The sequence below is a fragment of the Rhizobium sp. R711 genome, assembly GCF_002211365.1.
GTDB lineage: Bacteria > Pseudomonadota > Alphaproteobacteria > Rhizobiales > Rhizobiaceae > Rhizobium.
The window spans coordinates 162450-183502 of the sequence record NZ_LOKZ01000035.1 but is presented as its reverse complement, the minus strand read 5'-3'; the positions used below and the strand labels follow the sequence as shown (position 1 = coordinate 183502).

The following is a 21053-nucleotide window of genomic DNA, read 5'->3' as shown; positions in this document are numbered from 1 at the left end:
CGGGTCAGCCCAGGCCTTCGATCAGTCCGCGCAGTTCTCCGAGATGTTCGATCTTGCGAAAGCGCGGTGCGTCCTTCGGTTCCTCGACATGCTCGACGACCCAGGTCAACTCGTGCGGCACGAAGACACCGTAGCTGCCGGCGGCGATTGCGGGGACAATGTCTGATTTGAGCGAGTTGCCGACCATCATCGCCCGTTCCGGACCGCCGCCGACCTTGGAGAAGATTCGCCGGTACGTCACAGCGGTCTTGTCGGAGACAATCTCGATGGCGTGAAAGAAGTCGCCGAGCCCGGACTGCGCCAGCTTGCGCTCCTGATCGAAAAGGTCACCCTTGGTTATCATCACCAGCAGGTAGTGTTCCGAGAGCGCCGCCAGCGTCTCCTGCACATGCGGCAACGTCTCGACCGGGTGGGAAAGCAGATCGCGGCCGGTGTCGAGGATGCCGGCAATGACGCTGGCAGGCACCTTGCCGTCGGTGACCTCGATTGCCGTCTCGATCATCGATAGGGTAAATCCCTTGATGCCAAAGCCATAGTGGCGGAGATTGCGCTTCTCTGCTTCCAGCAAGCGCTCCGAGACCCTAGGGCCATCTGCATAATCGGCCAGCAATTCGGTGAAATGCGCCTCGGTCAGCCGGTAATATTGCTCATTCTGCCAGAGCGTGTCGTCGGCATCGAAGCCGATGGTTGTCAGCGTGCGAGTCGTCATCGCCCATCTCCGAGTGATCTGATTGGAATCTATTGAAAGATGGACGCGAAACAAGGGGATCACGAGGGGCGTAACGTGAGCACACGGCATGTTGAAATGCTGCCGTCTCGCCTTACATCGTTACTGCCTCCCGCGCAGCCGTATTCCGGCTGTTCCTGTCATGCGCAGGCCAATAACCAAAAATGAATTCATCTGTCCGTGGGCACTGCCTACGGTCGTCACGAGGAAATCTTCGACCATGCGTTACAATCAACTTGGAAATACGGGGCTATTCGTCTCCGAAATCTGCCTCGGCACCATGACCTTTGGGGCTGCCGGCGAAGGCAATATCTGGGGTTCCATCGCCGACGTCGACCAGAAGGCTGCCGACCAGATCGTCGAGAGGTCGCTTGCATCAGGCGTGAACTTCATCGATACGGCCGACGTCTATTCCTTCGGCGAATCCGAAAAGCTGCTGGGCCAGGCCCTGAGGAACCTGAGCGTTCCCCGCAAGGACGTTGTCATCGCCACAAAGGTCTACGGCGTCATGGGCGACAAGCCGAACGACCGCGGCGCCTCGCGTGGCCACATCATGGATTCGGTCGAGGCGAGCCTGAAGCGGCTACAGACCGATCATATCGACCTCTATCAGATACACGCCACCGATACTGTCACGCCGATCGACGAGACGCTGAGGGCCTTCGACGATCTCGTGTCACGCGGTCTGGTGCGTTATATCGGTGTCTCCAACTGGCAGGCGTGGCGCATCGCCAAGGCGCTTGGCATCTCGGAACGACGCGGCTTTGCGCGCTTCGAAACCGTGCAAGCCTATTATTCGATCGCCGGCCGCGATCTCGAACGCGATATCGTGCCGATGATGCAGGAAGAAAAGCTTGGCCTGATGGTCTGGTCGCCGCTGGCTGGCGGGCTTCTATCCGGCAAGTATGGGCCGGGAGCACCCGACAATGGGGAAGGGCGCCGCGCCTCATTCGACTTCCCGCCGGTCGACAAGGATCGCGCCTGGGCCTGCGTTGCCGTCATGCGCGAGATCGCTGGGAAGCACGGCACGAGCGTCGCGACCGTGGCGCTTGCCTACATTCTCGCGAAGCCTTTCGTGACGACGGTCATCATCGGGGCCAAGCGCGTCGAGCAGCTCGACCAGAACCTTGCGGCCGTCAACTTGAAACTCGATGCAGACGACCTGAAGAAGCTGGACGAGGTCAGCGAGCTCGCGCCTGAGTATCCCGGCTGGATGCTTGCGCGGCAGGGATCTGGCCGCCGACCCGAGCCATTCCAGCCGAAGGCCTGATCGAGGTCTTCTGAGGCGGACGCCGGAGCCTGCTGCTCCGGCGTCCGTCGCGATTACTTGCCGTGTGCCTTGAGCCAGGCCTGCATATCGGCAATCTCGGCTTCCTGGGCCTTGATCACCGCTTCGGCGAGTTTGCGAATTTCTGGATCCTTGCCGTATTGCAGCTCAATCTTCGCCATGTCGATCGCACCCTGATGGTGCGGGATCATGCCGCGGACGAAGTCGACATCGGCGTCGCCGCTATACTTGAGCATCATGTCCTTGTGCATCTTGGCATTGGCCTTAGCAAAGGCATGGCTGGACGCGTTGTGGTCGCCCATCGGCTTGCTCATGTCCATCTTCATGTCTTCGGCGAAGACAGATGCAGTCGAGAGTGCAAGCGTTGCAGCGATGGCGAGAACTTTCAGAGACATGGGATTTCCTTCCTCTGTCTGATATTGGAATTCAATGCACGGCCGGGGCCGCAGCAGTTCATGAAAACCCGTCAGGCAAGCCGGGGAGGAGGCGCCAGTGGCGCAGGGCGTGCATCCCGCATGGCATGAGCCGCTCCGGGCGCAGGATAGGAAAATGCTTGTTTGCCGGCTTCGCCGAAAGCCATCGGTGGCGGCACGACAAGACAGGTCGAGCAGAATGGCATGTGCACCATCCCGGCTGCCGAGCAGGGATCCTGTTGCGGGGCGGGCGACTTGGCTTTCTCGCCCATATCCATCCCGCTCATATGCTGATGCTCGACGCTGGCTTTCGAAGCGGCGGCCTGCATGGACAGGCATGTCGGGCAGCCAGCCCAAGCGGACATGGTGCCATAAGCAAGCCAAGCGAATACCATCGCTATGATTGCAAGAAAGCGCATGCTGTCAAAATAGGAACAGGAAGCGAAGATGCCAAGCCGCTTTTTGTTGATTTGGCAGACGCTACGGGCGTGGTAGCCAGATTCGGGCCGACTGGCTGAAATTGAATTCGAGCCGCGATTGGCTCCATTTCTCGACAGGCCTTCAACCAAGTTCGACATTGGCACCGTGAAACCTTTCGATTTTTAAGCCGTTGTCGCGGTTATGACGGACGCTAAATTCAATCCGAAGTCGGTCGGCGGTGCCAAATCAGACCATGCCGGGAAGGCATCGACTGTCGAAGTTGCGCCGCCGCCAAATGTCGTTGAGCCCGATCCGGAATTGACGGCTGAGGAGGCCGAGCAGGCGCGCAAGAGATACTTGCTGACGCGTTTCTGGATCAGCGCGCGCGGTTATTGGGGTCGCGGCGGCGACAGCTTCGCGTGGCCCTGCTCACTCGGGCTATTGACACTGATCGTCGTCAATGTCGGCTTCCAGTATGGAATCAATCTCTGGAATCGCGCAATCTTCGACGCCCTCGAGCAGCACAATGCCCGTACTGTATATTTTCTGAGCGCCGTATTCCTGCCACTCGTACTCGGAAGCATAATCCTCGTCACTACACAGGTCGCCCTTCGTATGACGATCCAGCGCCGCTGGCGTTCCTGGCTTACGACCGCGATGATCGCGCGCTGGCTTGCAAACGGCCGTTATTATCAGTTGAACCTGATCGGCGGCGACCACAAGAATCCCGAAGCGCGCATCTCGGAGGATTTGCGGATTGCCACGGAATCACCCGTCGATTTCATCGCCGGCGTCATCTCAGCATTCCTGTCGGCCTCGACCTTCATTGTGGTACTCTGGACGATCGGCGGCGCCCTGCATCTGACAATTGCAGGGTCGATCGTCACCATTCCCGGCTTCCTCGTCATCACTGCGGTACTCTACGCAGCGATCACGTCCAGTTCGATGGCGGTCATCGGCCGTAATTTCGTCCACGTCTCGGAGGTTAAAAATCAGGCGGAAGCCGAATTTCGCTATACGCTGACGCATGTGCGGGAAAACGGCGAGAGTATCGCACTGCTGGGCGGTGAAGAGGAGGAGCGTAGCGACCTCGACAAGACCTTTACCAATGTGCTCAGGCAATGGGCGCTCCTTGCACGCCAGCACATGCGCACGACGCTTGTTTCGCAGGGATCGAGCTTGTTCGCGCCAGTCGTGCCTGTCTTGCTTTGCGCGCCAAAGTTTCTCGAAGGCAGTATGACCCTTGGGCAGGTCATGCAGGCAGCCTCCGCCTTTGCGATCGTTCAGAGCGCATTCGGATGGCTGGTCGACAACTATCCTCGTCTCGCCGATTGGAATGCCTGTGCACGGCGCATCGCGTCGCTGATGATGTCGCTCGACGGGCTCGAGCGCGCGGAACAGAGTGACGCCTTGGGACGCATCAAGCGCGGTGAAACGGAAGGCGATGTGATGCTCAGTCTAAGCGATCTCTCCGTATCGCTTGACGACGGTACCGCCGTGGTCAAGGAAACCCAGGTCGAGATCGAACCAAGTGAGCGGGTGCTCGTGGCGGGTGAATCCGGTTCGGGCAAGAGTACGCTGGTGCGGGCGATCGCAGGTCTCTGGCCGTGGGGTGATGGCAGCGTCAATTTCCACGCCGACAGGCAACTATTCATGCTGCCGCAACGACCTTACATCCCTGCCGGCACGCTCCGCCGTGCCGTCGCTTATCCCGGTGCCGCCGATCGCTGGACCTTGGATGAGATCAAGGCGGCCCTCGACAAGGTAGGGCTGGATTATCTGACCGATAAGATCGAGGAAGACGCGCCCTGGGACCAGACATTGTCGGGTGGCGAAAAGCAGCGGCTCGCGTTTGCGCGTCTGCTGCTGCACAATCCCGATATCATCGTGCTGGACGAAGCGACGTCAGCCCTCGACGAGAAGAGCCAGGACAAGATGATGGAGATGGTGATCCAGGAATTGCCGAAGGTCACCATCATAAGCGTAGCGCATCGAGCCGAGCTGGAAGCCTTCCATAGCCGCAAGATCACGTTAGAACGGCGCGAGGGTGGTGCAAAGCTTGTCAGCGATGTTGACCTTGTCCAGCGCAAGAGAAAGCGGAATTTGCTTTTGCGCCTTGTTGATAACCGGCGTTCCTTGCCGAAAGGCAGCACGACCTCGAACAAAGCGGCGCTTCCCCAGAATAAAAATTGAACTCGCCTAGTTCGGTCGACGTGTGGAAGAAGCCTCAATAGGCGGCGACGACCTCATGGACGATCTGATAGTCGGCGCTCTCTTCTCCGAGTGGCGCCACGGCCCATTTCCAGGTGGCCTGAACAGATGACAGCGCCACGCCATGCAATAGGTCCGTCTCCTCATGAACCTTTCCGTGGCGGTCGATGACGGCATAGGAGACATCGGTAACCAGGCAGGTCTTGCAGGGCGCCGCCTCCAAGGCTGACCGGTGCGCCTCGATCAGTTGCGTCACGGTATCGGCGGGCATGGCGCCTTTCTCTTCCGCCTCGTAGCGGCGTTTTGCGCCGCGACCGATCTGGGAAAGGAGATTGGCCGAGACTACGAAATCGAGATACGGAACGGTTCTCAGGAAGGCGAGCGGCTCCGGTTGCTTACCGACCGCAAGCTCATCATAGCCCGAGAGATCGCGCTCGATCAGCCGAACATTGCTGTACCCTTTGAGCCGGAGCCAGAGGCGCACCGAGGCGAGATGCACGAGGTCGACAAGCACAACGGTATCAAAGGTCCGTGCCAGTTCCTCGATCGGCACGTCGCGCAGCAGACCTGAGCCGAGGACGACCGCCGTTCTCCTCTGTCGCAGGCCCACCAGGGCACTCCTCACCGCGTTCTTGCTTTGCTCCTCGTGCACCGCCCATTGCCGGCTGCAGCGGCCGGCGCGGGACCAGAGATTGACGGAGTATCGGATGAAGCGGCGATGCGCCTTCCGCGTCACCGGAACGGTCGCGGCATAGAGAAGCGCCTCTGCGATCATGATAGAGCTCCTGCCATTCGATCCATTCTCCCTCGTTCAATCGATTCTGTGTTCCGGATCAAGGGCCTTCGCCCTTGCCGCACCCGGCCCTTTCCGCTAGGAAACCGCCACTGTCACAGCTAGCGGAATACCTTGGAAATGAACGACAAGCAGAAGAAACCACAAAAGCTCAAGGCCAGACTTCCACGCGGCTTCGTCGATCGTTCGGCAGCCGACATTCGCGCCGTCAACGAAATGACCGCGAAGATCCGGGAAGTCTACGAGCATTATGGTTTCGATCCTGTCGAAACGCCGCTCTTCGAATACACCGATGCGCTGGGCAAGTTCCTACCCGATGCCGACCGGCCGAACGAAGGCGTCTTCTCGCTGCAGGACGATGACGAGCAGTGGATGTCGCTCCGCTACGACCTGACGGCGCCGCTTGCCCGTCACGTCGCCGAGAATTTCAACGAGATCCAGCTGCCCTACCGCACTTATCGCGCCGGTTGGGTCTTCCGCAACGAGAAGCCCGGCCCCGGTCGCTTCCGCCAGTTCATGCAGTTCGACGCTGACACCGTCGGTGCGCCTGGCGTGCAGGCCGATGCGGAAATGTGCATGATGATGGCCGATACGCTGGAAGCCCTCGGCATCAAGCGCGGCGATTACGTCATCCGCGTCAACAACCGCAAGGTTCTCGACGGCGTTCTCGAAGCGATCGGTCTTGGCGGTGATGACAAGGCCGGCCAGCGTCTCAACGTGCTGCGCGCGATCGACAAGCTCGACAAGTTCGGTCCGGAAGGCGTCACGCTCTTGCTCGGCCCCGGCCGCAAGGACGAGTCCGGCGACTTCACCAAGGGTGCCGGCCTTGATCGGACCCAGATCGACAAGGTTCTCTTCTTCGTCGGCATCAAGGACTACGCCGAAAGCGCCGCGCAGCTTGCCGAGCTGGTTGCCGGGACGTCCAAGGGCGGCGAGGGTGTCGAGGAACTGAATTTCATCGGCGCATTGGTACGAAGCGCCGGCTACCAGTCCGACCGCATCAAGATCGACCCCTCCGTCGTCCGCGGCCTCGAATACTACACTGGCCCGGTCTACGAGGCGGAGCTCACCTTCGACGTCACCAACGAGAAGGGCGAGAAGGTTGTCTTCGGTTCCGTCGGCGGCGGCGGTCGCTATGACGGCCTCGTATCCCGCTTCATGGGTCAGCCGGTTCCGGCCACCGGCTTCTCTATTGGCGTCTCGCGCCTGATGACGGCGCTCAAGAATCTCGGCAAGCTCGGCCAAGCCAAGGTCGTCGAGCCGGTTCTCGTGACGGTCATGGATGGCGACGTCGACGCCATGGGCCGCTACCAGCGCATGACGCAGGAACTGCGCAAGGCCGGTATCCGCGCCGAGATGTTCCAGGGCAACTGGAAGAAGTTCGGCAACCAGCTCAAATACGCCGATCGCCGCGGCTGCCCCGTTGCCATCATTCAGGGCGGCGACGAGCGGGCGCAAGGCGTCGTGCAGATCAAGGACCTGATCGAGGGCAAACGCCTGTCGGGTGAGATCGAGGACAACGCCAGCTGGCGTGAGGCGCGCGTCGCACAGGAAACTGTTGCCGAAGGCGATCTTGTCGCCAAGGTAAAGGAAATTCTGGCGGCGCAGGCCGAAGACCGGAAGAGGGCGGGCTGAGATGGCCCTTATCAACCTGCCGGACTTCTCCGGCGAGCTCCTTGCAGAGTTTGCGGCGCGAAAGACGGAGCGGGTGGACACGCCCGTCATTCAGCCGGCCGAACCGTTTCTCGATATCGCTGGTGAGGATCTTCGTCGGCGCATCTTCATGACTGAAAGCGAGACGGGCGCCAGCCTCTGCCTGCGCCCGGAGTTCACGATCCCCGTCTGTCTGCGCCACATCGAGAGCGCGACCGGCACGCCGAAGCGCTATTCCTATCTCGGCGAGGTCTTCCGCCAGCGACGCGAAGGCGGCAACGAGTTCTATCAGGCCGGGATCGAGGATCTTGGCGACATCAACATTGCCGCGGCCGATGCGCGGGCGATCGGTGATGCGATCGGCGTGCTGGAGCGTGTCGTTCCCGGCAAGCGTCTTGCAGTGACGCTCGGCGATCAAGCGGTCTTCGAGGCGGTCGTGCAGGCGCTTGGCCTGCCGCTCGGCTGGCAGAAGCGGCTGATCCACGCGTTCGGCAATATGAGCCAGCTCGAGGCTCTGCTGGCGAGCCTTGTCAGCCCTCAGTTCGTGACCGGGCTGAGTGACGAGATCGCGCAGCTGATTGCCGCCGACGACGAAGCCGCACTGGTCGCGCATATCGATGCGACCATGCAGGCGACGGGCTATTCGACGAACGCCAGCCGCTCGCCACTGGAAATCGCGCGTCGCTTGAAGGAAAAGCTGATCCTCTCCGAAACGCGCCTCGATGACGCGGCCTTCCGCGTGCTTGAGGAATTCCTGTCGCTGAACGTGCCGCTGATCAATGCCTCGGCGGCGCTCGCTGGCTTTGCCGATGCCGCGGGCCTCAAGCTCGGCAACGCGCTGGCGCGTTTCGACGGCCGCGTGGCGGCTCTGGCGAATGCCGGCGTCGATTTGGCGCTGATCGACTACCGAGCAGCTTTCGGCCGTCCGCTGGATTACTACACCGGTCTGGTTTTCGAGATTGGCGTCCAGGGCACGTCGGCGGTTCTCGCCGGTGGGGGCCGTTTCGATCGCCTGATGACCTTCCTTGGCGCCAAGGAACGCATTCCTGCCGTCGGCTTCTCGCTCTGGCTGGATCGCATCGAAGCCGAGAGGGCTGCCTGATGACGATTACTATCGCACTGCCCTCCAAGGGCCGCATGAAAGACGATGCCTCGGCGATCTTCGAACGCGCCGGCATCAGGATCACCGCTGTCGGTAACGATCGTTCCTACCGCGGACGCGTCGAAGGCTGGGACGACGTCGAAGTCGCCTTTCTCTCCGCCTCCGAGATTTCTCGCGAGCTCGGCAACGGCACCGTCGATTTCGGCGTCACCGGCGAAGACCTCGTTCGCGAGGGCCTGGCGGAGGCCGACAAGCGTGTGGAGTTGTGCGCACGTCTCGGTTTCGGCCATGCCGATGTCGTGGTTGCCGTTCCTGAAATCTGGCTCGACGTCGACACTATGGCCGATCTTGGCGATGTCGCCTCCGATTTTCGTGCCCGCCACGGCCGCCGCCTGGCGATCGCCACCAAATACTGGCGGCTGACGCAGCAGTTCTTCTCCAGCCAGCATGGCATCCAGCTTTATCGCATCGTCGAAAGCCTTGGGGCAACGGAAGGGGCGCCAGCCTCGGGCTCGGCCGATATCATCGTCGACATCACCTCGACCGGCTCGACCCTTCGGGCGAACAACCTGAAAGTCCTGTCAGACGGTGTCGTCCTTCGCTCCGAGGCTTGCTTCGTCAGGGCACGGAAGGAAAGCCACGCGAATGACGCGACAGTTCAGCGGTTGATCGACGCCGTTCGTTCGGCGCTCTGACGCATCTTCGAATAATCGCATGAAAAAACCCGCCGTCTCGTGAACGGCGGGTTTTTCATGCCTGGGAGGATGCCTGATCGCTTAGGCGGCTGCGTAGGCGCCGCGACGTGCGTCGAGCGAGTAGACGCCCGGGCCGTAGGTGGCGAGCAGGATGTAGGCGCCGGCCAGCGTGATGTTCTTCATGACCATGATCTGGTTCAGGATGTTAACCAGTTCCGTGCCGCTGGCGTAGGGCAGGTGGAAGAGAACGGCCGTGAACACACAGAAGCCAGCCAGCAGCCAGCCGACGATCTTCGTCTGGAAGCCAACGAGAACGGCAAGGCCGGTCAGCAGTTCGAAGGCGCCTGCGAGATAGGCGAGGGCGGTCGCTGCCGGAAGGCCAGCCCCGGCGATCATGCCGGCAGTGCCAGCCGCATCGGCGAGCTTGCCGAAGCCTGCCAGGATGAACATGAAAGAGAGTAGGATGCGGGCGCCAAGAATGATGAGGTTGTTGGTATTCGACATGGGACGTTGTCTCCGTTTGAATGACGTCTGAGGTCGTTGTGCCCCCGGCACGCTATCAACCTCGATGCCACTTTGTCGCCTTTTTTTGCCGTAGTGGAAAGATAGACGGAAGGGGACACTTTGTTCTCTAATATTGAACGACAGATAGTGAGTAGGCAGCCTTGCCATCGGCGTTGGCCCTCTTCTATGTTCGGCCACCCAAGATGGAGACCCCAATGGCAGATCTTTCCGCTTTTCCAATCACGACGCGCTGGCCAGCAGCAAACCCGGACATTATCCAGCTTTACTCGTTGCCGACGCCGAACGGCGTGAAGATATCGATCGCGCTCGAGGAACTCGGCTTGCCCTATGAGCCGCATCTGATTTCGTTCAGCACCAATGACCAGAAATCTCCGGAATTCGTGTCGCTCAATCCGAACGGGCGTATTCCAGCGATCATCGATCCCAATGGTCCGGACGGAAAGCCGATCGGCCTTTTCGAATCCGGTGCCATCCTGCTCTATCTCGCCGAGAAGACCGGCAAGCTCATTCCGTCAGACGCGGCCGGGCGCTACGAGACGATCCAGTGGGTCTTCTTCCAGATGGCCGGAATCGGGCCGATGTTCGGGCAGTTCGGGCATTTCTACAAGTTCGCGGCCGACAAGGTCACGAACAACTCCTACCCGATGGAGCGCTACCGCGACGAATCCAAGCGGCTGCTCAGTGTGCTGGAAGCACGGCTGCAGGGCCGGCAGTGGATCATGGGTGATCTCTACACCATCGCCGATATCGCCACATTCCCGTGGCTCCGGGGCGCCGATATCTTCTACGGCGGCCGGGAGGTGCTGGACTATAAGAGCTTCCCGGCTGTCATGGACTGGCTCGAGCGTTGCATCCTCCGGCCGGCATCCGGAAAAGGCCTGAGTATACCTGCGCGACCTGAGTAAAGCCGAAGCAAGATAGCGACAAGAGCCGGTCCCACAGGGGCCGGCTCTTGTCTCGTGGACGCTGCTATTGGCGGCGCGCAAACTCGTTGCCGACATTGGTCTTGAAACGCGGAAAGACGAAAACGCCAAGCATGCTGCCGTGGTAGGCATCGTCATGCCCGTTCGACTCGCCCATGCAGAACAACGGCTGACGGAAGCCATTCGACATTATGATCGTCGTCGAGAAGCAGAAGGACGACGAAAGCGTAGCGGCCTGCTCGAAGAGTTCCAGGATGTGTGCGTGATCCTTGGGGTCATAACAGCGCATGAGGCTGAGAAGCCCGCATTCCCGGGCCGGTAGCCCGTGCAGCAGGGCGCTCGATTCCTTGAGGTGGATCACGCCGCTGGAAAAGTCTGCGACCCAGGTTTCCGAAATGGAAAACTGCGCCAGCATTTCAGGATCGTGATTGCTGATATCCAGTGAGCCCGGCATGAGCGGTGCCGCGGCGTTGGTTTTCGCGATTTTGAACAAGTTTTTCCCCAGCTTAGGTACAGCTTCCCCCGCTGCACGTCCGGCAAAAATGAGCAGGTTCAAGCTGCACCGCGCTTCATGCACGGGCACCTGCGAAATGGGGTCTGGACTGCCGGTTCTTCTAACGGAACCGTTTCCAATTTCGCCGAAAGCTTACACAACTTATGATGTATCGTCGGGAGGGGTTCTTCCCGAGCTCGGTCTCGCGCTCTCGTGGTCGGGATCGTTGTCGGTCGCGACCGTCGGCCGATGAACGCGCGCCGAATGCAGCGCGGATTTATAGGCACTTTTATGCAAACGGCAACCGGCTTTTTGCATGCCGCTGGTCTCTACTGTGAGTGGAAAGGGAGCTTGACGTGGTGTGGAGATTTAAAAGAAAGCCAAAAGACTGCAATTTTTGAGGGTGTAAACGGTTTCAGTTGCCGTCGATGCAGTCAAATCTGCATGAAATTGCATCGAAATGGAAAACAGCCTCCGGACGAAAAAATGCAAACCCGCAAGCTTTGCGAAAGCCTCGCCAAACGCGAGCTACGCTCAGATATCTGCTTAAACGTTTCAGCTAACAATTGAAAAACACGCTCGACCGCAATCCAGCGAATCAGAGTCGAAACGAAAAAGGGCGGTCCGAAGACCGCCCTTCCTGTTCCGGGAAAACCGGAGATAGATCGATGAAGCTTTATGGACGACGTCAGCGATAGGCTTTCGCCTATCACATTATGTCCATGCCGCCTGTTCAGCGCGCTTGTCGCACTGAACCACTTTAAGTGCATGGGCGAAGCTTTACGGACATCCTGCGATAGGCTTTGCCTATCACATCATGTCCATGCCGCCCATGCCGCCCATGCCGCCTGGCATGCCAGCCGGAGCGTCCTTCTTCGGCAGCTCGGCAATCATGGCTTCGGTGGTGATCAGCAGCGAAGCAACCGAAGCTGCGTCCTGCAGAGCCGTGCGAACAACCTTGACCGGGTCGACGATACCCATGGCGATCATGTCGCCATATTCGCCGGTCTGAGCGTTGTAACCGAAGTTGTCCTGGCCCTTTTCGAGGATCTTGCCGACAACGATCGAAGCTTCGTCACCAGCGTTCTCGGCGATCTGACGGGCCGGAGCCTGCAGAGCGCGGCGAACGATGTTGATGCCGGCTTCCTGGTCGTCGTTCTCGCCCTTGACCGAGATCTTGGCGGAGGAACGCAACAGGGCAACGCCGCCGCCCGGTACGATACCTTCCTGAACAGCAGCGCGCGTCGCGTTGAGCGCGTCGTCGATGCGGTCCTTCTTTTCCTTCACTTCGACTTCCGTCGAGCCACCGACGCGGATGACGGCAACGCCACCAGCGAGCTTGGCAAGACGCTCCTGCAGCTTTTCGCGGTCGTAGTCGGAGGTGGTTTCTTCGATCTGGGCCTTGATCTGGGCAACGCGGCCTTCGATGTCGGACTTGGCGCCCGAACCGTCGACGATCGTCGTGTTCTCCTTCTCGACCGAAACCTTCTTGGCGCGACCAAGCATGTTGAGCGTGACATTTTCAAGCTTGATGCCGAGGTCTTCGGAGATGACCGTCCCCCCCGTGAGGATCGCGATGTCTTCAAGCATGGCCTTGCGGCGATCGCCGAAGCCCGGAGCCTTGACAGCAGCAATCTTCAAGCCGCCGCGCAGCTTGTTGACGACGAGCGTAGCAAGAGCTTCGCCTTCGACGTCTTCAGCGATGATGAGGAGCGGCTTGCCGGTCTGAACGACAGCTTCGAGAACCGGCAGCATAGCCTGGAGGTTCGAGAGCTTCTTCTCGTGCAGGAGGATGAAGGCGTCTTCGAGGTCAGCAATCATCTTTTCCGGGTTGGTGACGAAGTACGGGCTGAGGTAGCCGCGGTCGAACTGCATGCCTTCGACGACTTCGAGTTCGGTTTCAGCGGTCTTGGCTTCTTCGACGGTGATAACGCCTTCATTGCCGACCTTCTGCATTGCTTCAGCAATGTCGAGACCGATCTGCTTTTCGCCGTTTGCGGAGATCGTGCCGACCTGGGCAACTTCTTCCGACGTGTTGATCTTCTTGGCCTTGGCCTGGAGATCCTTGACGACTTCGCTAACAGCGAGGTCGATACCGCGCTTCAGGTCCATCGGGTTCATGCCGGCAGCAACTGCCTTGGCGCCTTCGCGGACGATTGCCTGAGCGAGAACCGTTGCGGTCGTCGTGCCGTCGCCGGCGATGTCGTTGGTCTTCGAAGCAACTTCGCGGACCATCTGGGCGCCCATGTTTTCGAACTTGTCTTCCAGTTCGATTTCCTTGGCGACCGAAACACCGTCCTTGGTGATGCGCGGAGCGCCGAAGGACTTGTCGATGATGACGTTACGACCCTTCGGGCCGAGCGTTACCTTCACTGCGTCAGCGAGAATGTCGACGCCACGCAGCATCTTTTCGCGCGCGGTGCGGCCAAACTTGATTTCTTTAGCTGCCATGATTGAAACTCCTGAATTCGAGTTGTCCGGGCTTTGGGCCCGTAGCTAAAATCGGAAAGGGGAAAACGGCTGATTAGCCGATGATGCCCATGATGTCGGCTTCCTTCATGATCAGAAGGTCTTCGCCGTTGATCTTGACTTCGGTGCCGGACCACTTGCCGAACAGAACGCGATCGCCAGCCTTGACGTCGAGCGCGACGACCTTGCCGGACTCGTCACGAGCGCCGGAACCGACGGCGACGATTTCGCCTTCCTGCGGCTTTTCCTTGGCGGTGTCTGGAATGATGATGCCGCCCTTGGTCTTTTCTTCGGACTCAACGCGGCGAACGACGACGCGATCGTGAAGGGGGCGGAAATTGGTGGTTGCCATTGTCTAATCCCTCGATCAAATGACACTCGCGGGCCGAGAGCGGCCCGCACGGATGGGTGTTAGCACTCCTCATTGGTGAGTGCTAGCGAGGCAGCATTTAGGAGTGGCCTATCGGGGAGTCAAGAACGGCCGCAATTTTTCTTTGCCGTCCTCGCAAACAGCCTTAACAGCACATCCTTGTCGGAAGTGCGACAGGCTGCGCGGTGATCGAGCTTTTCGTGAGCTTCTATCTCTGAAAAAGCTAAGTGCAGCCCTTTGGCGCCAGGATTGTCGTAAAGGCGTGCCGATGATATCGAGCGCCTTGGGGCGAGAGGGGCGACAACCGTGAACGAGGCGATCGCGGCAGAGGAAAGCGTGGCGGTACCGACGCTGCGACAGGCAGCGCGCGTCTGGGCGCGGATTGGCTGTCTGAGCTTCGGCGACCCGACCGGCCAAATCGCTCTCATGCATAGGACCATCGTCGACGAGAAGCGCTGGATCTCTGAAGAGCGCTTTCTGCTTGCGCTGAATTTCTGCATGCTGCTGCCAGGGCCCGAGGCCCAGCAACTAGCCACCTACATGGGCTGGCTGATGCACGGCATACGCGGTGGCCTTATTGCTGGCCTGCTGTTCATATTGCCTGGCTTCCTTGTCATCCTGGCGCTGTCGAGCCTCTACGCCGTCTTTCAGGAAGCGACCTGGCTTCCTGCGCTCTTCTTCGGTGTGAAGGCGGCGGTCCTGGCAATCGTCATCGAGGCATTGCTCCGGATGGGACGCCGAGCGTTGAAGGAACGCTTTCATTATTATGTGGCCGGAGCATCGTTCCTGGCTCTCTTCCTTCTGAACCTGTCGTTTCCCCTGGTTATCATCCTGGCCGGAGCAGCAGGACTGCTATGGACGAGGCATCGCCAGCGTCGACTGGCAGCGCCAGCCTTTCCGCGAACCTCTCCGCACAGGCGTTTTCCGGCGGTAGCGACGCATGCGATCGCAAAGCCACTTGTAGTGCTCGTGCTCTGGATCCTCGTCTGGCAGTCACCGCTCTTTTTCATTCGTGGCCTCGACGCGCCTACGGATCTGATCGCCGAAACGCTGAGCGGCGAAACCAACGTCTTCGGTGCGATCTTCGTCTTCTTCTCCAAGATGGCCGTCATTACCTTCGGAGGCGCTTACGCCGTTCTGACCTATGTCGCGCAAGTCGCCGTCGGTCATTACGCCTGGCTTCAGCCCGGTGAGATGCTCGACGGACTGGCACTTGCTGAGACGACGCCCGGGCCGCTCGTCCTTGTCCTCTGCTTTGTCGGTTTTCTCGCTGGCTACCGCAACCCCGTTGCCATGGCGCCGCTGGCCGGTGGTGTTCTCGGCGCCTTCCTCGCCGCATGGGCAACGTTCGTGCCGAGCTTCGTCTGGATCTTCGCCGGGGCTGCCTACATTGACAGGCTGCGGAACAATGAGAACCTCTCGGCCGCCCTTTCGGCGATTGCAGCGGCCGTGGTCGGCGTCATTCTCAATCTTGCCGTATGGTTCGGCCTGCATGTGCTTTTTGCCGAGGTCGGTCGCGTGGCGCTCCTTTCCGGCAAGACCGGGCTGCCGATCGTCAGCGTCGCCTGGCCACAGTGGTGGACGCTCGATCTCGCGGCGCTCGGGATATTCGTGCTGGCGTCCGTCGTGCGCTTTCGCTTCAAGGTCGGCATCCTGGCAGTCATCGGCGTGTCCACCGCTGCGGGTCTGTTGGTCAAGGCTGCCATCGCCGTCCTCTAGTCGATGGGTTCCGGTTTTTTGCAGTTGCTCACTGCAAAATGCCTTGCCATCGCGGCATGCCTTTGCGATGTCAGCCGTGAGTTAACGAGATCGGGAAATCGGAATGGCCAAGCGGATCGAGAACTTTGCGGAAATCACCAGCCAGTATGATGCGGTGTTCTGCGATGTCTGGGGTGTCCTGCACAACGGCGTCGATCCCTTCCCGAAGGCGGCGGCTGCACTGGAGGCAGCGCGTGCGGAAGGACTGACCGTCGTTCTCATCACCAATTCGCCACGCATCGCTCCGCAAGTTGTGGCGCAGCTTCGCCAGATCGGTATCCAGGACGGCGCCTACGACCGGATCGTCACATCGGGCGACGTGACGCGCGGCCTGATTGCCGAGGGGCCGAAGAAGGTGTTTCTGCTCGGACCGGATCGCGACCTGGCAATCATCGAGGGGCTTGGCGTGGAACGCGTCGATGCCAGGGATGCGGACTCCGTCGTCTGCACCGGCTTTTTCGACGACGAAACTGAGACTCCGGAAGACTACACCGAGATGCTGAAGGCGTTCCAGGCGCGCGGTGTGCCGATGATCTGCGCCAACCCTGATCTGGTTGTCGAGCGCGGCCACAAGATCATTCCCTGCGCCGGTGCGATGGCGGCTTACTACAATCAGCTCGGTGGACAAACGCGCATCGCGGGCAAGCCGCACAAGCCGATCTATGATGCCGTATTGTCGGTCGCCCGCGAGGCGCATGGCGAGTTTCCGAAGAGCCGCGTCCTCGCGATCGGGGACGGGATGCCGACCGATGTGCGCGGCGCTCTCGATTATGGCCTCGACCTCCTATATATCAGCGGCGGCATCCATGCGAAGGAATACACGCTGAATGGAGAGACCGATGAGGCGATCCTCACGGCCTACCTAGAGCGCGAAAAAGCGACCCCGAAGTGGTGGATGCCCCGTCTCGCATAAAGAGCCCCGCACAAGAAAAGCCAGCCGATGACCGTTTTTCACCGCAACGAAACTCGCGAACCCTTGCCGGACCACCTGCGTGGTGGTGTGATTGCCATTGGCAACTTCGACGGCGTGCATCGCGGGCATCAGTCCGTGCTGAACCGGGCCCTGGAGATATCGCAGCAGCGTGGCATTCCGGCACTGGTCCTGACCTTCGAGCCACATCCGCGCACTGTCTTCCGTCCCGATCAGCCGGTCTTTCGTTTGACGCCCGCACCGCTCAAGGCGCGTATCCTCGAGGCGATCGGCTTCAATGCGGTCATCGAATATCCCTTCGACAGGGAGTTTTCGCAGCGTTCCGCCGATGATTTCATCCATTCGATCCTCAAGGATTGGCTCAGCGCATCCGAGGTCGTGACGGGGTTCAACTTTCATTTTGGGCGTGGCCGGGAAGGCGGTCCGGCCTTCCTGATGGATGCCGGTCAAAAATACGGGTTCGGCGTTACGCTGATCGACGCATTTCGCGACGAGAATACCGATGTTGTCTCTTCGAGCCATATTCGCGAACTGCTGAAGGACGGCAACGTTAGCGAGGCGGCCGCAATGCTCGGCTATCACTTTACAGTGGAAGCGGAAGTCATTGGCGGCGAGAAGCTTGGTCGCCAGCTCGGCTTCCCGACCGCAAACATGCAATTGCCTGCTGAAGCCGATCTGAAGGCCGGCATCTATGCCGTTCGCTTTCGTCTTGCCGATGGCACACTGCATGATGGCGTCGCCAGCTACGGTCGCCGTCCGACGGTCACGGACAATGGTGCGCCGTTGCTCGAGACCAACGTTTTCGATTTCAGCGGCGACCTTTACGGGCAGATCTGTTCCGTTTCCTTCTTCGGCTATCTGCGACCCGAACTGAAGTTCGATGGCCTCGATCCGCTTGTGGAACAGATGAACCGCGACAAGGAAGAGGCAAGGGCACTGCTTGCCGGCGTGCGGCCGCTCGGTGAACTCGACCTCAAGATCTGCTTCCACTGAATTTGGGACGGCGGCGCTTGCTACGCGCTCATCGGCGTTCGCACGCGACACCATGAAATCCCTCTTCCTTTTCCCTGCAAAAGCGCCTATGAACCGGCGCGATGAACAAGTTCCGGCTGGCGATCACGATACGAATTATCGGCCCGGCCTTCCGCGCGCGCTAAGCGGCCGGAAGGTCCGGGTTTTCGGCGCTTGGACGACGAGCGCCTCCGTCACCAATTTTCAAGCCCGTTGCGCCCGCTTCCGTGGCGCCTAGAGACGATTGCTAGACATGACCGACACAGCCGAAAAACTCGACTACTCGAAGACCCTCTATCTGCCGGAAACGGACTTCCCGATGCGCGCCGGCCTGCCGCAGAAGGAGCCGGAAACCGTTGCCCGCTGGCAGCAGATGGGTCTCTACAAGAAGCTGCGCGCTTCCGCCGCTGGCCGTGAGAAATTCGTGCTTCACGACGGCCCTCCCTACGCGAACGGCAACATCCATATCGGCCACGCGCTGAACAAGATCCTCAAGGATGTCATCAATCGCTCGTTCCAGATGCGCGGCTACGACGCCAACTACGTCCCCGGCTGGGACTGCCACGGCCTTCCGATCGAATGGAAGATCGAGGAGAAGTACCGTGAGAAGGGCAAGAACAAGGACGAAGTTCCGGTCAACGAATTCCGCCAGGAATGCCGCGACTTTGCTGCTGGCTGGATCAAGGTCCAGTCGGAGGAGTTCAAGCGCCTCGGCATCGAAGGCGACTTCGACAACCCGTACACGACGATGAACTTCCACGCGGAATCGCGCATCGCCGGCGAACTGCTGAAGATCGCCAAGTCAGGCCAGCTCTATCGCGGTTCGAAGCCGATCATGTGGTCGGTCGTCGAGCGCACGGCGCTCGCCGAAGCTGAAGTCGAATACGCCGATGTCGAAAGCGATATGATCTGGGTGAAGTTCCCAGTGGCTGATGGCCCCAGCGAACTCAAGGGCGCCTTCGTCGTGATCTGGACGACGACGCCGTGGACGATCCCGGGCAACCGCGCCATCGCCTATTCCTCGCGCTACGGCTACGGCCTCTACGAGATCGAGACCGCTGAGAACGACTTCGGACCGCAGCCGGGCGAACGGCTGATCTTCGCCAAACGCCTCGCCGAGGAGTCGGCTGCCAAGGCGAAGGTGACCCTCAAGTTCGTCCGTGATGTCGCAGCGGCGGAATTCGCGGCGATCACCTGCACTCACCCCTTGCACGGACTCGGTGGCGGCTACGATTTCCATGTGCCGCTCCTCGACGGCGACCATGTCACCGACGAGACGGGCACCGGTTTCGTTCACACCGCGCCGAGCCACGGCCGGGAAGACTTTGATGCCTGGATGGCCAACGTCCGTTTGCTGGAAGAGCGCCGCATCTCGTCGGCGATCCCGTTCCCGGTCGACGACGCTGGTTTCTTCACGGCTGACGCTCCCGGCTTCGGCCCGGATGCCGAGGGCGGTGCTGCTCGCGTCATCGACGACAAGGGCAAGAAGGGTGATGCCAACGAGCGTGTCATCAAGGCGTTGATCGGTCGCCATGCGCTGTTTGCACGCGGCCGCCTCAAGCACTCCTATCCGCACTCCTGGCGTTCGAAGAAGCCGGTCATCTTCCGCAATACGCCGCAGTGGTTCGTCTACATGGACAAGGAACTCGGCGATGGCACGACACTGCGCTCGCGCGCCCTGAACGCAATCGACGCAACCCGCTTCGTACCCGCGGCCGGTCAGAACCGCCTGCGCGCCATGATCGAACAGCGCCCGGATTGGGTCCTGTCGCGTCAGCGCGCCTGGGGCGTGCCGATCTGCCTCTTCGTCGATGATGACGGCGGTATCCTGCAGGACGATGCCGTGAACGCGCGCATCCTGGAAGCCTTTGAGAACGAGGGCGCCGATGCCTGGTTCGCCGATGGTGCACGTGAGCGCTTCCTGGGCGAGAAGGCAAATGAGCCCTGGACGCAGGTCATGGACATCCTCGACGTCTGGTTCGACTCGGGCTCGACGCACACCTTCACGCTCGAAGATCGCCCGGATCTGAAGTGGCCGGCCGACCTTTACCTTGAAGGGTCCGACCAGCACCGCGGCTGGTTCCATTCGTCGCTGCTGGAATCTGCCGCAACCCGTGGCCGGGCGCCCTATGATGCTGTTCTCACCCATGGCTTCACCATGGACGAGAAAGGCGAGAAGATGTCGAAGTCGAAAGGCAACGTGACATCTCCGCAGGAAATCATGAAGGACGCAGGCGCAGATATCCTGCGCCTTTGGGTGATGACGTCCGACTACGCCGAGGATCTGCGTGTCGGCAAGACGATCATCCAGACGAACATCGATGCCTATCGCAAGCTGCGCAACACGATCCGCTGGATGCTCGGCACGCTGGCGCACGACAAGGGCGAAGTCATCGCGCTTGCCGATCTGCCGGAGCTCGAGCAACTGATGCTGCATCGCCTCGCCGAACTCGAACAACTTGTCCGCGAAAGCTACGACGCCTTCGACTTCAAGAAGATCGCTCGCGCACTGATCGATTTCGCCAACGTCGAGCTCTCGGCCTTCTACTTCGACGTCCGCAAGGATGCGCTTTACTGCGATGCGCCGTCGAGTCTCCGCCGTCGCTCGGCCCTTCATGTCATCCGCAACATCTTCGAATGCATGGTTACATGGCTGGCGCCGATGCTGCCGTTCACGACGGAAGAGGCATGGCTGTCGCGCAATCCTTCGGCGGTTTCGGTTCACCTCGAGCAGTTCCCGACCATTCCGGCGGACTGGAAGAACGAGGCACTGGCCGAGAAGTGGAAGAAGATCCGCGTGGTCCGCACGGTCGTCACGGGCGCACTGGAAATCGAGCGCAAGGACAAGCGTATCGGCTCCTCGCTAGAGGCTGCCCCCGTCGTTCACGTCGCCGATGCGGAGCTTCTGAAGGCGCTGGAGGGCCAGGACTTCGAGGAGATCTGCATCACCTCTGGCATCGTCATCGACGGCACGGAAGGGCCGGCCGATGCGTTCCGCCTGCCGGAGGTGTCAGGTGTCAGCGTCGAGCCGAAACTGGCCGAAGGCACCAAATGCGCCCGCTCATGGCGGATCACGACGGATGTCGGTTCTGACACCGAGTATCCCGACGTCTCGGCCCGCGATGCGGCTGCGTTGCGCGAACTAGCGGTGCAAAACTGAAGAATATTACCGGGTGAATTGCACAATCGCGGTTCATCCGGTAAAAGCTGCCTGAAAATGGCCGGATTTTTGCGTCAGGGGGACGAGTGTCCGGTAGGGCGATGATTGCAC

18 protein-coding genes are annotated in these 21053 nt (G+C 60.3%); 10 read left to right on the top strand and 8 right to left on the bottom strand.

Annotated elements, in window-relative coordinates:
* Positions 1-4: 4 nt before the first annotated feature.
* Positions 5-709 (bottom strand): HAD family hydrolase, encoded by a 705-nt coding sequence (locus tag ATY80_RS23130; RefSeq protein ID WP_088694641.1) that lies wholly within the window; start codon positions 707-709, stop codon positions 5-7.
* 238 nt (positions 710-947) lie between these two features.
* On the opposite strand from ATY80_RS23130, the gene ATY80_RS23125 reads away from it, so the two are divergent.
* Positions 948-1997 (top strand): aldo/keto reductase, encoded by a 1050-nt coding sequence (locus tag ATY80_RS23125; protein ID WP_088694640.1) that lies wholly within the window; start codon positions 948-950, stop codon positions 1995-1997.
* Between the two features lie 53 nt (positions 1998-2050).
* Here ATY80_RS23125 and ATY80_RS23120 read toward each other — a convergent pair whose 3' ends face one another.
* Both ATY80_RS23120 and ATY80_RS23115 read right to left on the bottom strand, forming a co-directional pair.
* A complete protein-coding gene (locus ATY80_RS23120; RefSeq protein ID WP_088694639.1) occupies positions 2051-2410 on the bottom strand; it encodes a DUF305 domain-containing protein in 360 nt (119 codons plus the stop codon).
* 71 nt (positions 2411-2481) lie between these two features.
* The gene (locus tag ATY80_RS23115) at positions 2482-2823 is read right to left on the bottom strand and encodes a hypothetical protein (RefSeq protein WP_245306920.1); all 342 of its coding nucleotides are present in this window, start codon (positions 2821-2823) and stop codon (positions 2482-2484) included.
* Positions 2824-3049: 226 nt separating this feature from the next.
* Between ATY80_RS23115 and ATY80_RS23110 the strand changes: the two genes are divergently transcribed.
* The gene (locus tag ATY80_RS23110) at positions 3050-5041 is read left to right on the top strand and encodes an ABC transporter ATP-binding protein/permease (protein WP_088694638.1); all 1992 of its coding nucleotides are present in this window, start codon (positions 3050-3052) and stop codon (positions 5039-5041) included.
* A 34-nt stretch (positions 5042-5075) separates the two neighbouring features.
* Here the strand turns inward: ATY80_RS23110 and ATY80_RS23105 are convergent, their stop codons facing one another.
* Positions 5076-5834, bottom strand: a complete 759-nt coding sequence (locus ATY80_RS23105) for a hypothetical protein (protein ID WP_088694637.1) — start codon at positions 5832-5834, stop codon at positions 5076-5078.
* 138 nt (positions 5835-5972) lie between these two features.
* Between ATY80_RS23105 and hisS the strand changes: the two genes are divergently transcribed.
* Genes hisS through hisG form a run of 3 tightly spaced genes read left to right on the top strand, consistent with a single transcriptional unit; the run spans position 5973 to position 9302 of the window.
* A complete protein-coding gene (gene hisS, locus ATY80_RS23100) occupies positions 5973-7487 on the top strand; it encodes a histidine--tRNA ligase (protein WP_088694636.1) in 1515 nt (504 codons plus the stop codon).
* 1 nt (position 7488) lies between these two features.
* Positions 7489-8607 carry an ATP phosphoribosyltransferase regulatory subunit gene (locus ATY80_RS23095; protein WP_088694635.1) on the top strand — a complete coding sequence of 373 codons (1119 nt, stop codon included), beginning with the start codon at positions 7489-7491 and terminating at the stop codon, positions 8605-8607.
* Entirely contained in the window at positions 8607-9302 is a 696-nt protein-coding gene (hisG, locus tag ATY80_RS23090; protein WP_088694634.1) for an ATP phosphoribosyltransferase, read from the top strand. Before ATY80_RS23095 ends, hisG begins: the two co-directional genes overlap by 1 nt.
* 81 nt (positions 9303-9383) lie before the next feature.
* Here hisG and ATY80_RS23085 read toward each other — a convergent pair whose 3' ends face one another.
* Positions 9384-9806 (bottom strand): DoxX family protein, encoded by a 423-nt coding sequence (locus ATY80_RS23085; protein WP_088694633.1) that lies wholly within the window; start codon positions 9804-9806, stop codon positions 9384-9386.
* Positions 9807-10021: 215 nt separating this feature from the next.
* Between ATY80_RS23085 and ATY80_RS23080 the strand changes: the two genes are divergently transcribed.
* Positions 10022-10732: a glutathione binding-like protein gene (locus ATY80_RS23080; protein ID WP_088694632.1), complete on the top strand. Its 711-nt coding sequence runs from the start codon at positions 10022-10024 to the stop codon at positions 10730-10732.
* Positions 10733-10796: 64 nt separating this feature from the next.
* On the opposite strand, the gene ATY80_RS23075 is transcribed toward ATY80_RS23080, so the two are convergent.
* From ATY80_RS23075 to groES, 3 genes are all read right to left on the bottom strand, one after another.
* Positions 10797-11243 (bottom strand): hypothetical protein, encoded by a 447-nt coding sequence (locus ATY80_RS23075; RefSeq protein ID WP_189637243.1) that lies wholly within the window; start codon positions 11241-11243, stop codon positions 10797-10799.
* A gap of 810 nt (positions 11244-12053) precedes the next feature.
* Positions 12054-13694: a chaperonin GroEL gene (gene groL / locus ATY80_RS23070; protein WP_088694630.1), complete on the bottom strand. Its 1641-nt coding sequence runs from the start codon at positions 13692-13694 to the stop codon at positions 12054-12056.
* A 73-nt stretch (positions 13695-13767) separates the two neighbouring features.
* The gene (gene groES, locus ATY80_RS23065; RefSeq protein WP_007530391.1) at positions 13768-14064 is read right to left on the bottom strand and encodes a co-chaperone GroES; all 297 of its coding nucleotides are present in this window, start codon (positions 14062-14064) and stop codon (positions 13768-13770) included.
* 324 nt (positions 14065-14388) lie between these two features.
* On the opposite strand from groES, the gene chrA reads away from it, so the two are divergent.
* From chrA to ileS, 4 genes are all read left to right on the top strand, one after another.
* On the top strand, positions 14389-15801 hold the full coding sequence (gene chrA, locus ATY80_RS23060; RefSeq protein WP_088694629.1) for a chromate efflux transporter: 1413 nt from the start codon (positions 14389-14391) through the stop codon (positions 15799-15801).
* A gap of 103 nt (positions 15802-15904) precedes the next feature.
* A complete protein-coding gene (locus ATY80_RS23055) occupies positions 15905-16753 on the top strand; it encodes a TIGR01459 family HAD-type hydrolase (protein ID WP_088694628.1) in 849 nt (282 codons plus the stop codon).
* Between the two features lie 27 nt (positions 16754-16780).
* The gene (locus tag ATY80_RS23050; RefSeq protein WP_088694627.1) at positions 16781-17764 is read left to right on the top strand and encodes a bifunctional riboflavin kinase/FAD synthetase; all 984 of its coding nucleotides are present in this window, start codon (positions 16781-16783) and stop codon (positions 17762-17764) included.
* A gap of 271 nt (positions 17765-18035) precedes the next feature.
* On the top strand, positions 18036-20942 hold the full coding sequence (gene ileS / locus ATY80_RS23040; RefSeq protein ID WP_088694625.1) for an isoleucine--tRNA ligase: 2907 nt from the start codon (positions 18036-18038) through the stop codon (positions 20940-20942).
* Positions 20943-21053: the final 111 nt, after the last annotated feature.

Excerpts from the sequence above, each read along its gene's own strand:
- ATY80_RS23130 (WP_088694641.1), bottom strand. The coding sequence starts at position 709 with ATGACGACTCGCACGCTGACAACCATCGGCTTCGATGCCGACGACACG.
- ATY80_RS23125 (WP_088694640.1), top strand. The coding sequence starts at position 948 with ATGCGTTACAATCAACTTGGAAATACGGGGCTATTCGTCTCCGAAATC.
- ATY80_RS23120 (WP_088694639.1), bottom strand. The coding sequence starts at position 2,410 with ATGTCTCTGAAAGTTCTCGCCATCGCTGCAACGCTTGCACTCTCGACT.
- ATY80_RS23115 (WP_245306920.1), bottom strand. The coding sequence starts at position 2,823 with ATGGTATTCGCTTGGCTTGCTTATGGCACCATGTCCGCTTGGGCTGGC.
- ATY80_RS23110 (WP_088694638.1), top strand. The coding sequence starts at position 3,050 with ATGACGGACGCTAAATTCAATCCGAAGTCGGTCGGCGGTGCCAAATCA.
- ATY80_RS23105 (WP_088694637.1), bottom strand. The coding sequence starts at position 5,834 with ATGATCGCAGAGGCGCTTCTCTATGCCGCGACCGTTCCGGTGACGCGG.
- hisS (WP_088694636.1), top strand. The coding sequence starts at position 5,973 with ATGAACGACAAGCAGAAGAAACCACAAAAGCTCAAGGCCAGACTTCCA.
- ATY80_RS23095 (WP_088694635.1), top strand. The coding sequence starts at position 7,489 with ATGGCCCTTATCAACCTGCCGGACTTCTCCGGCGAGCTCCTTGCAGAG.
- hisG (WP_088694634.1), top strand. The coding sequence starts at position 8,607 with ATGACGATTACTATCGCACTGCCCTCCAAGGGCCGCATGAAAGACGAT.
- ATY80_RS23085 (WP_088694633.1), bottom strand. The coding sequence starts at position 9,806 with ATGTCGAATACCAACAACCTCATCATTCTTGGCGCCCGCATCCTACTC.
- ATY80_RS23080 (WP_088694632.1), top strand. The coding sequence starts at position 10,022 with ATGGCAGATCTTTCCGCTTTTCCAATCACGACGCGCTGGCCAGCAGCA.
- groL (WP_088694630.1), bottom strand. The coding sequence starts at position 13,694 with ATGGCAGCTAAAGAAATCAAGTTTGGCCGCACCGCGCGCGAAAAGATG.
- groES (WP_007530391.1), bottom strand. The coding sequence starts at position 14,064 with ATGGCAACCACCAATTTCCGCCCCCTTCACGATCGCGTCGTCGTTCGC.
- ATY80_RS23055 (WP_088694628.1), top strand. The coding sequence starts at position 15,905 with ATGGCCAAGCGGATCGAGAACTTTGCGGAAATCACCAGCCAGTATGAT.
- ATY80_RS23050 (WP_088694627.1), top strand. The coding sequence starts at position 16,781 with ATGACCGTTTTTCACCGCAACGAAACTCGCGAACCCTTGCCGGACCAC.
- ileS (WP_088694625.1), top strand. The coding sequence starts at position 18,036 with ATGACCGACACAGCCGAAAAACTCGACTACTCGAAGACCCTCTATCTG.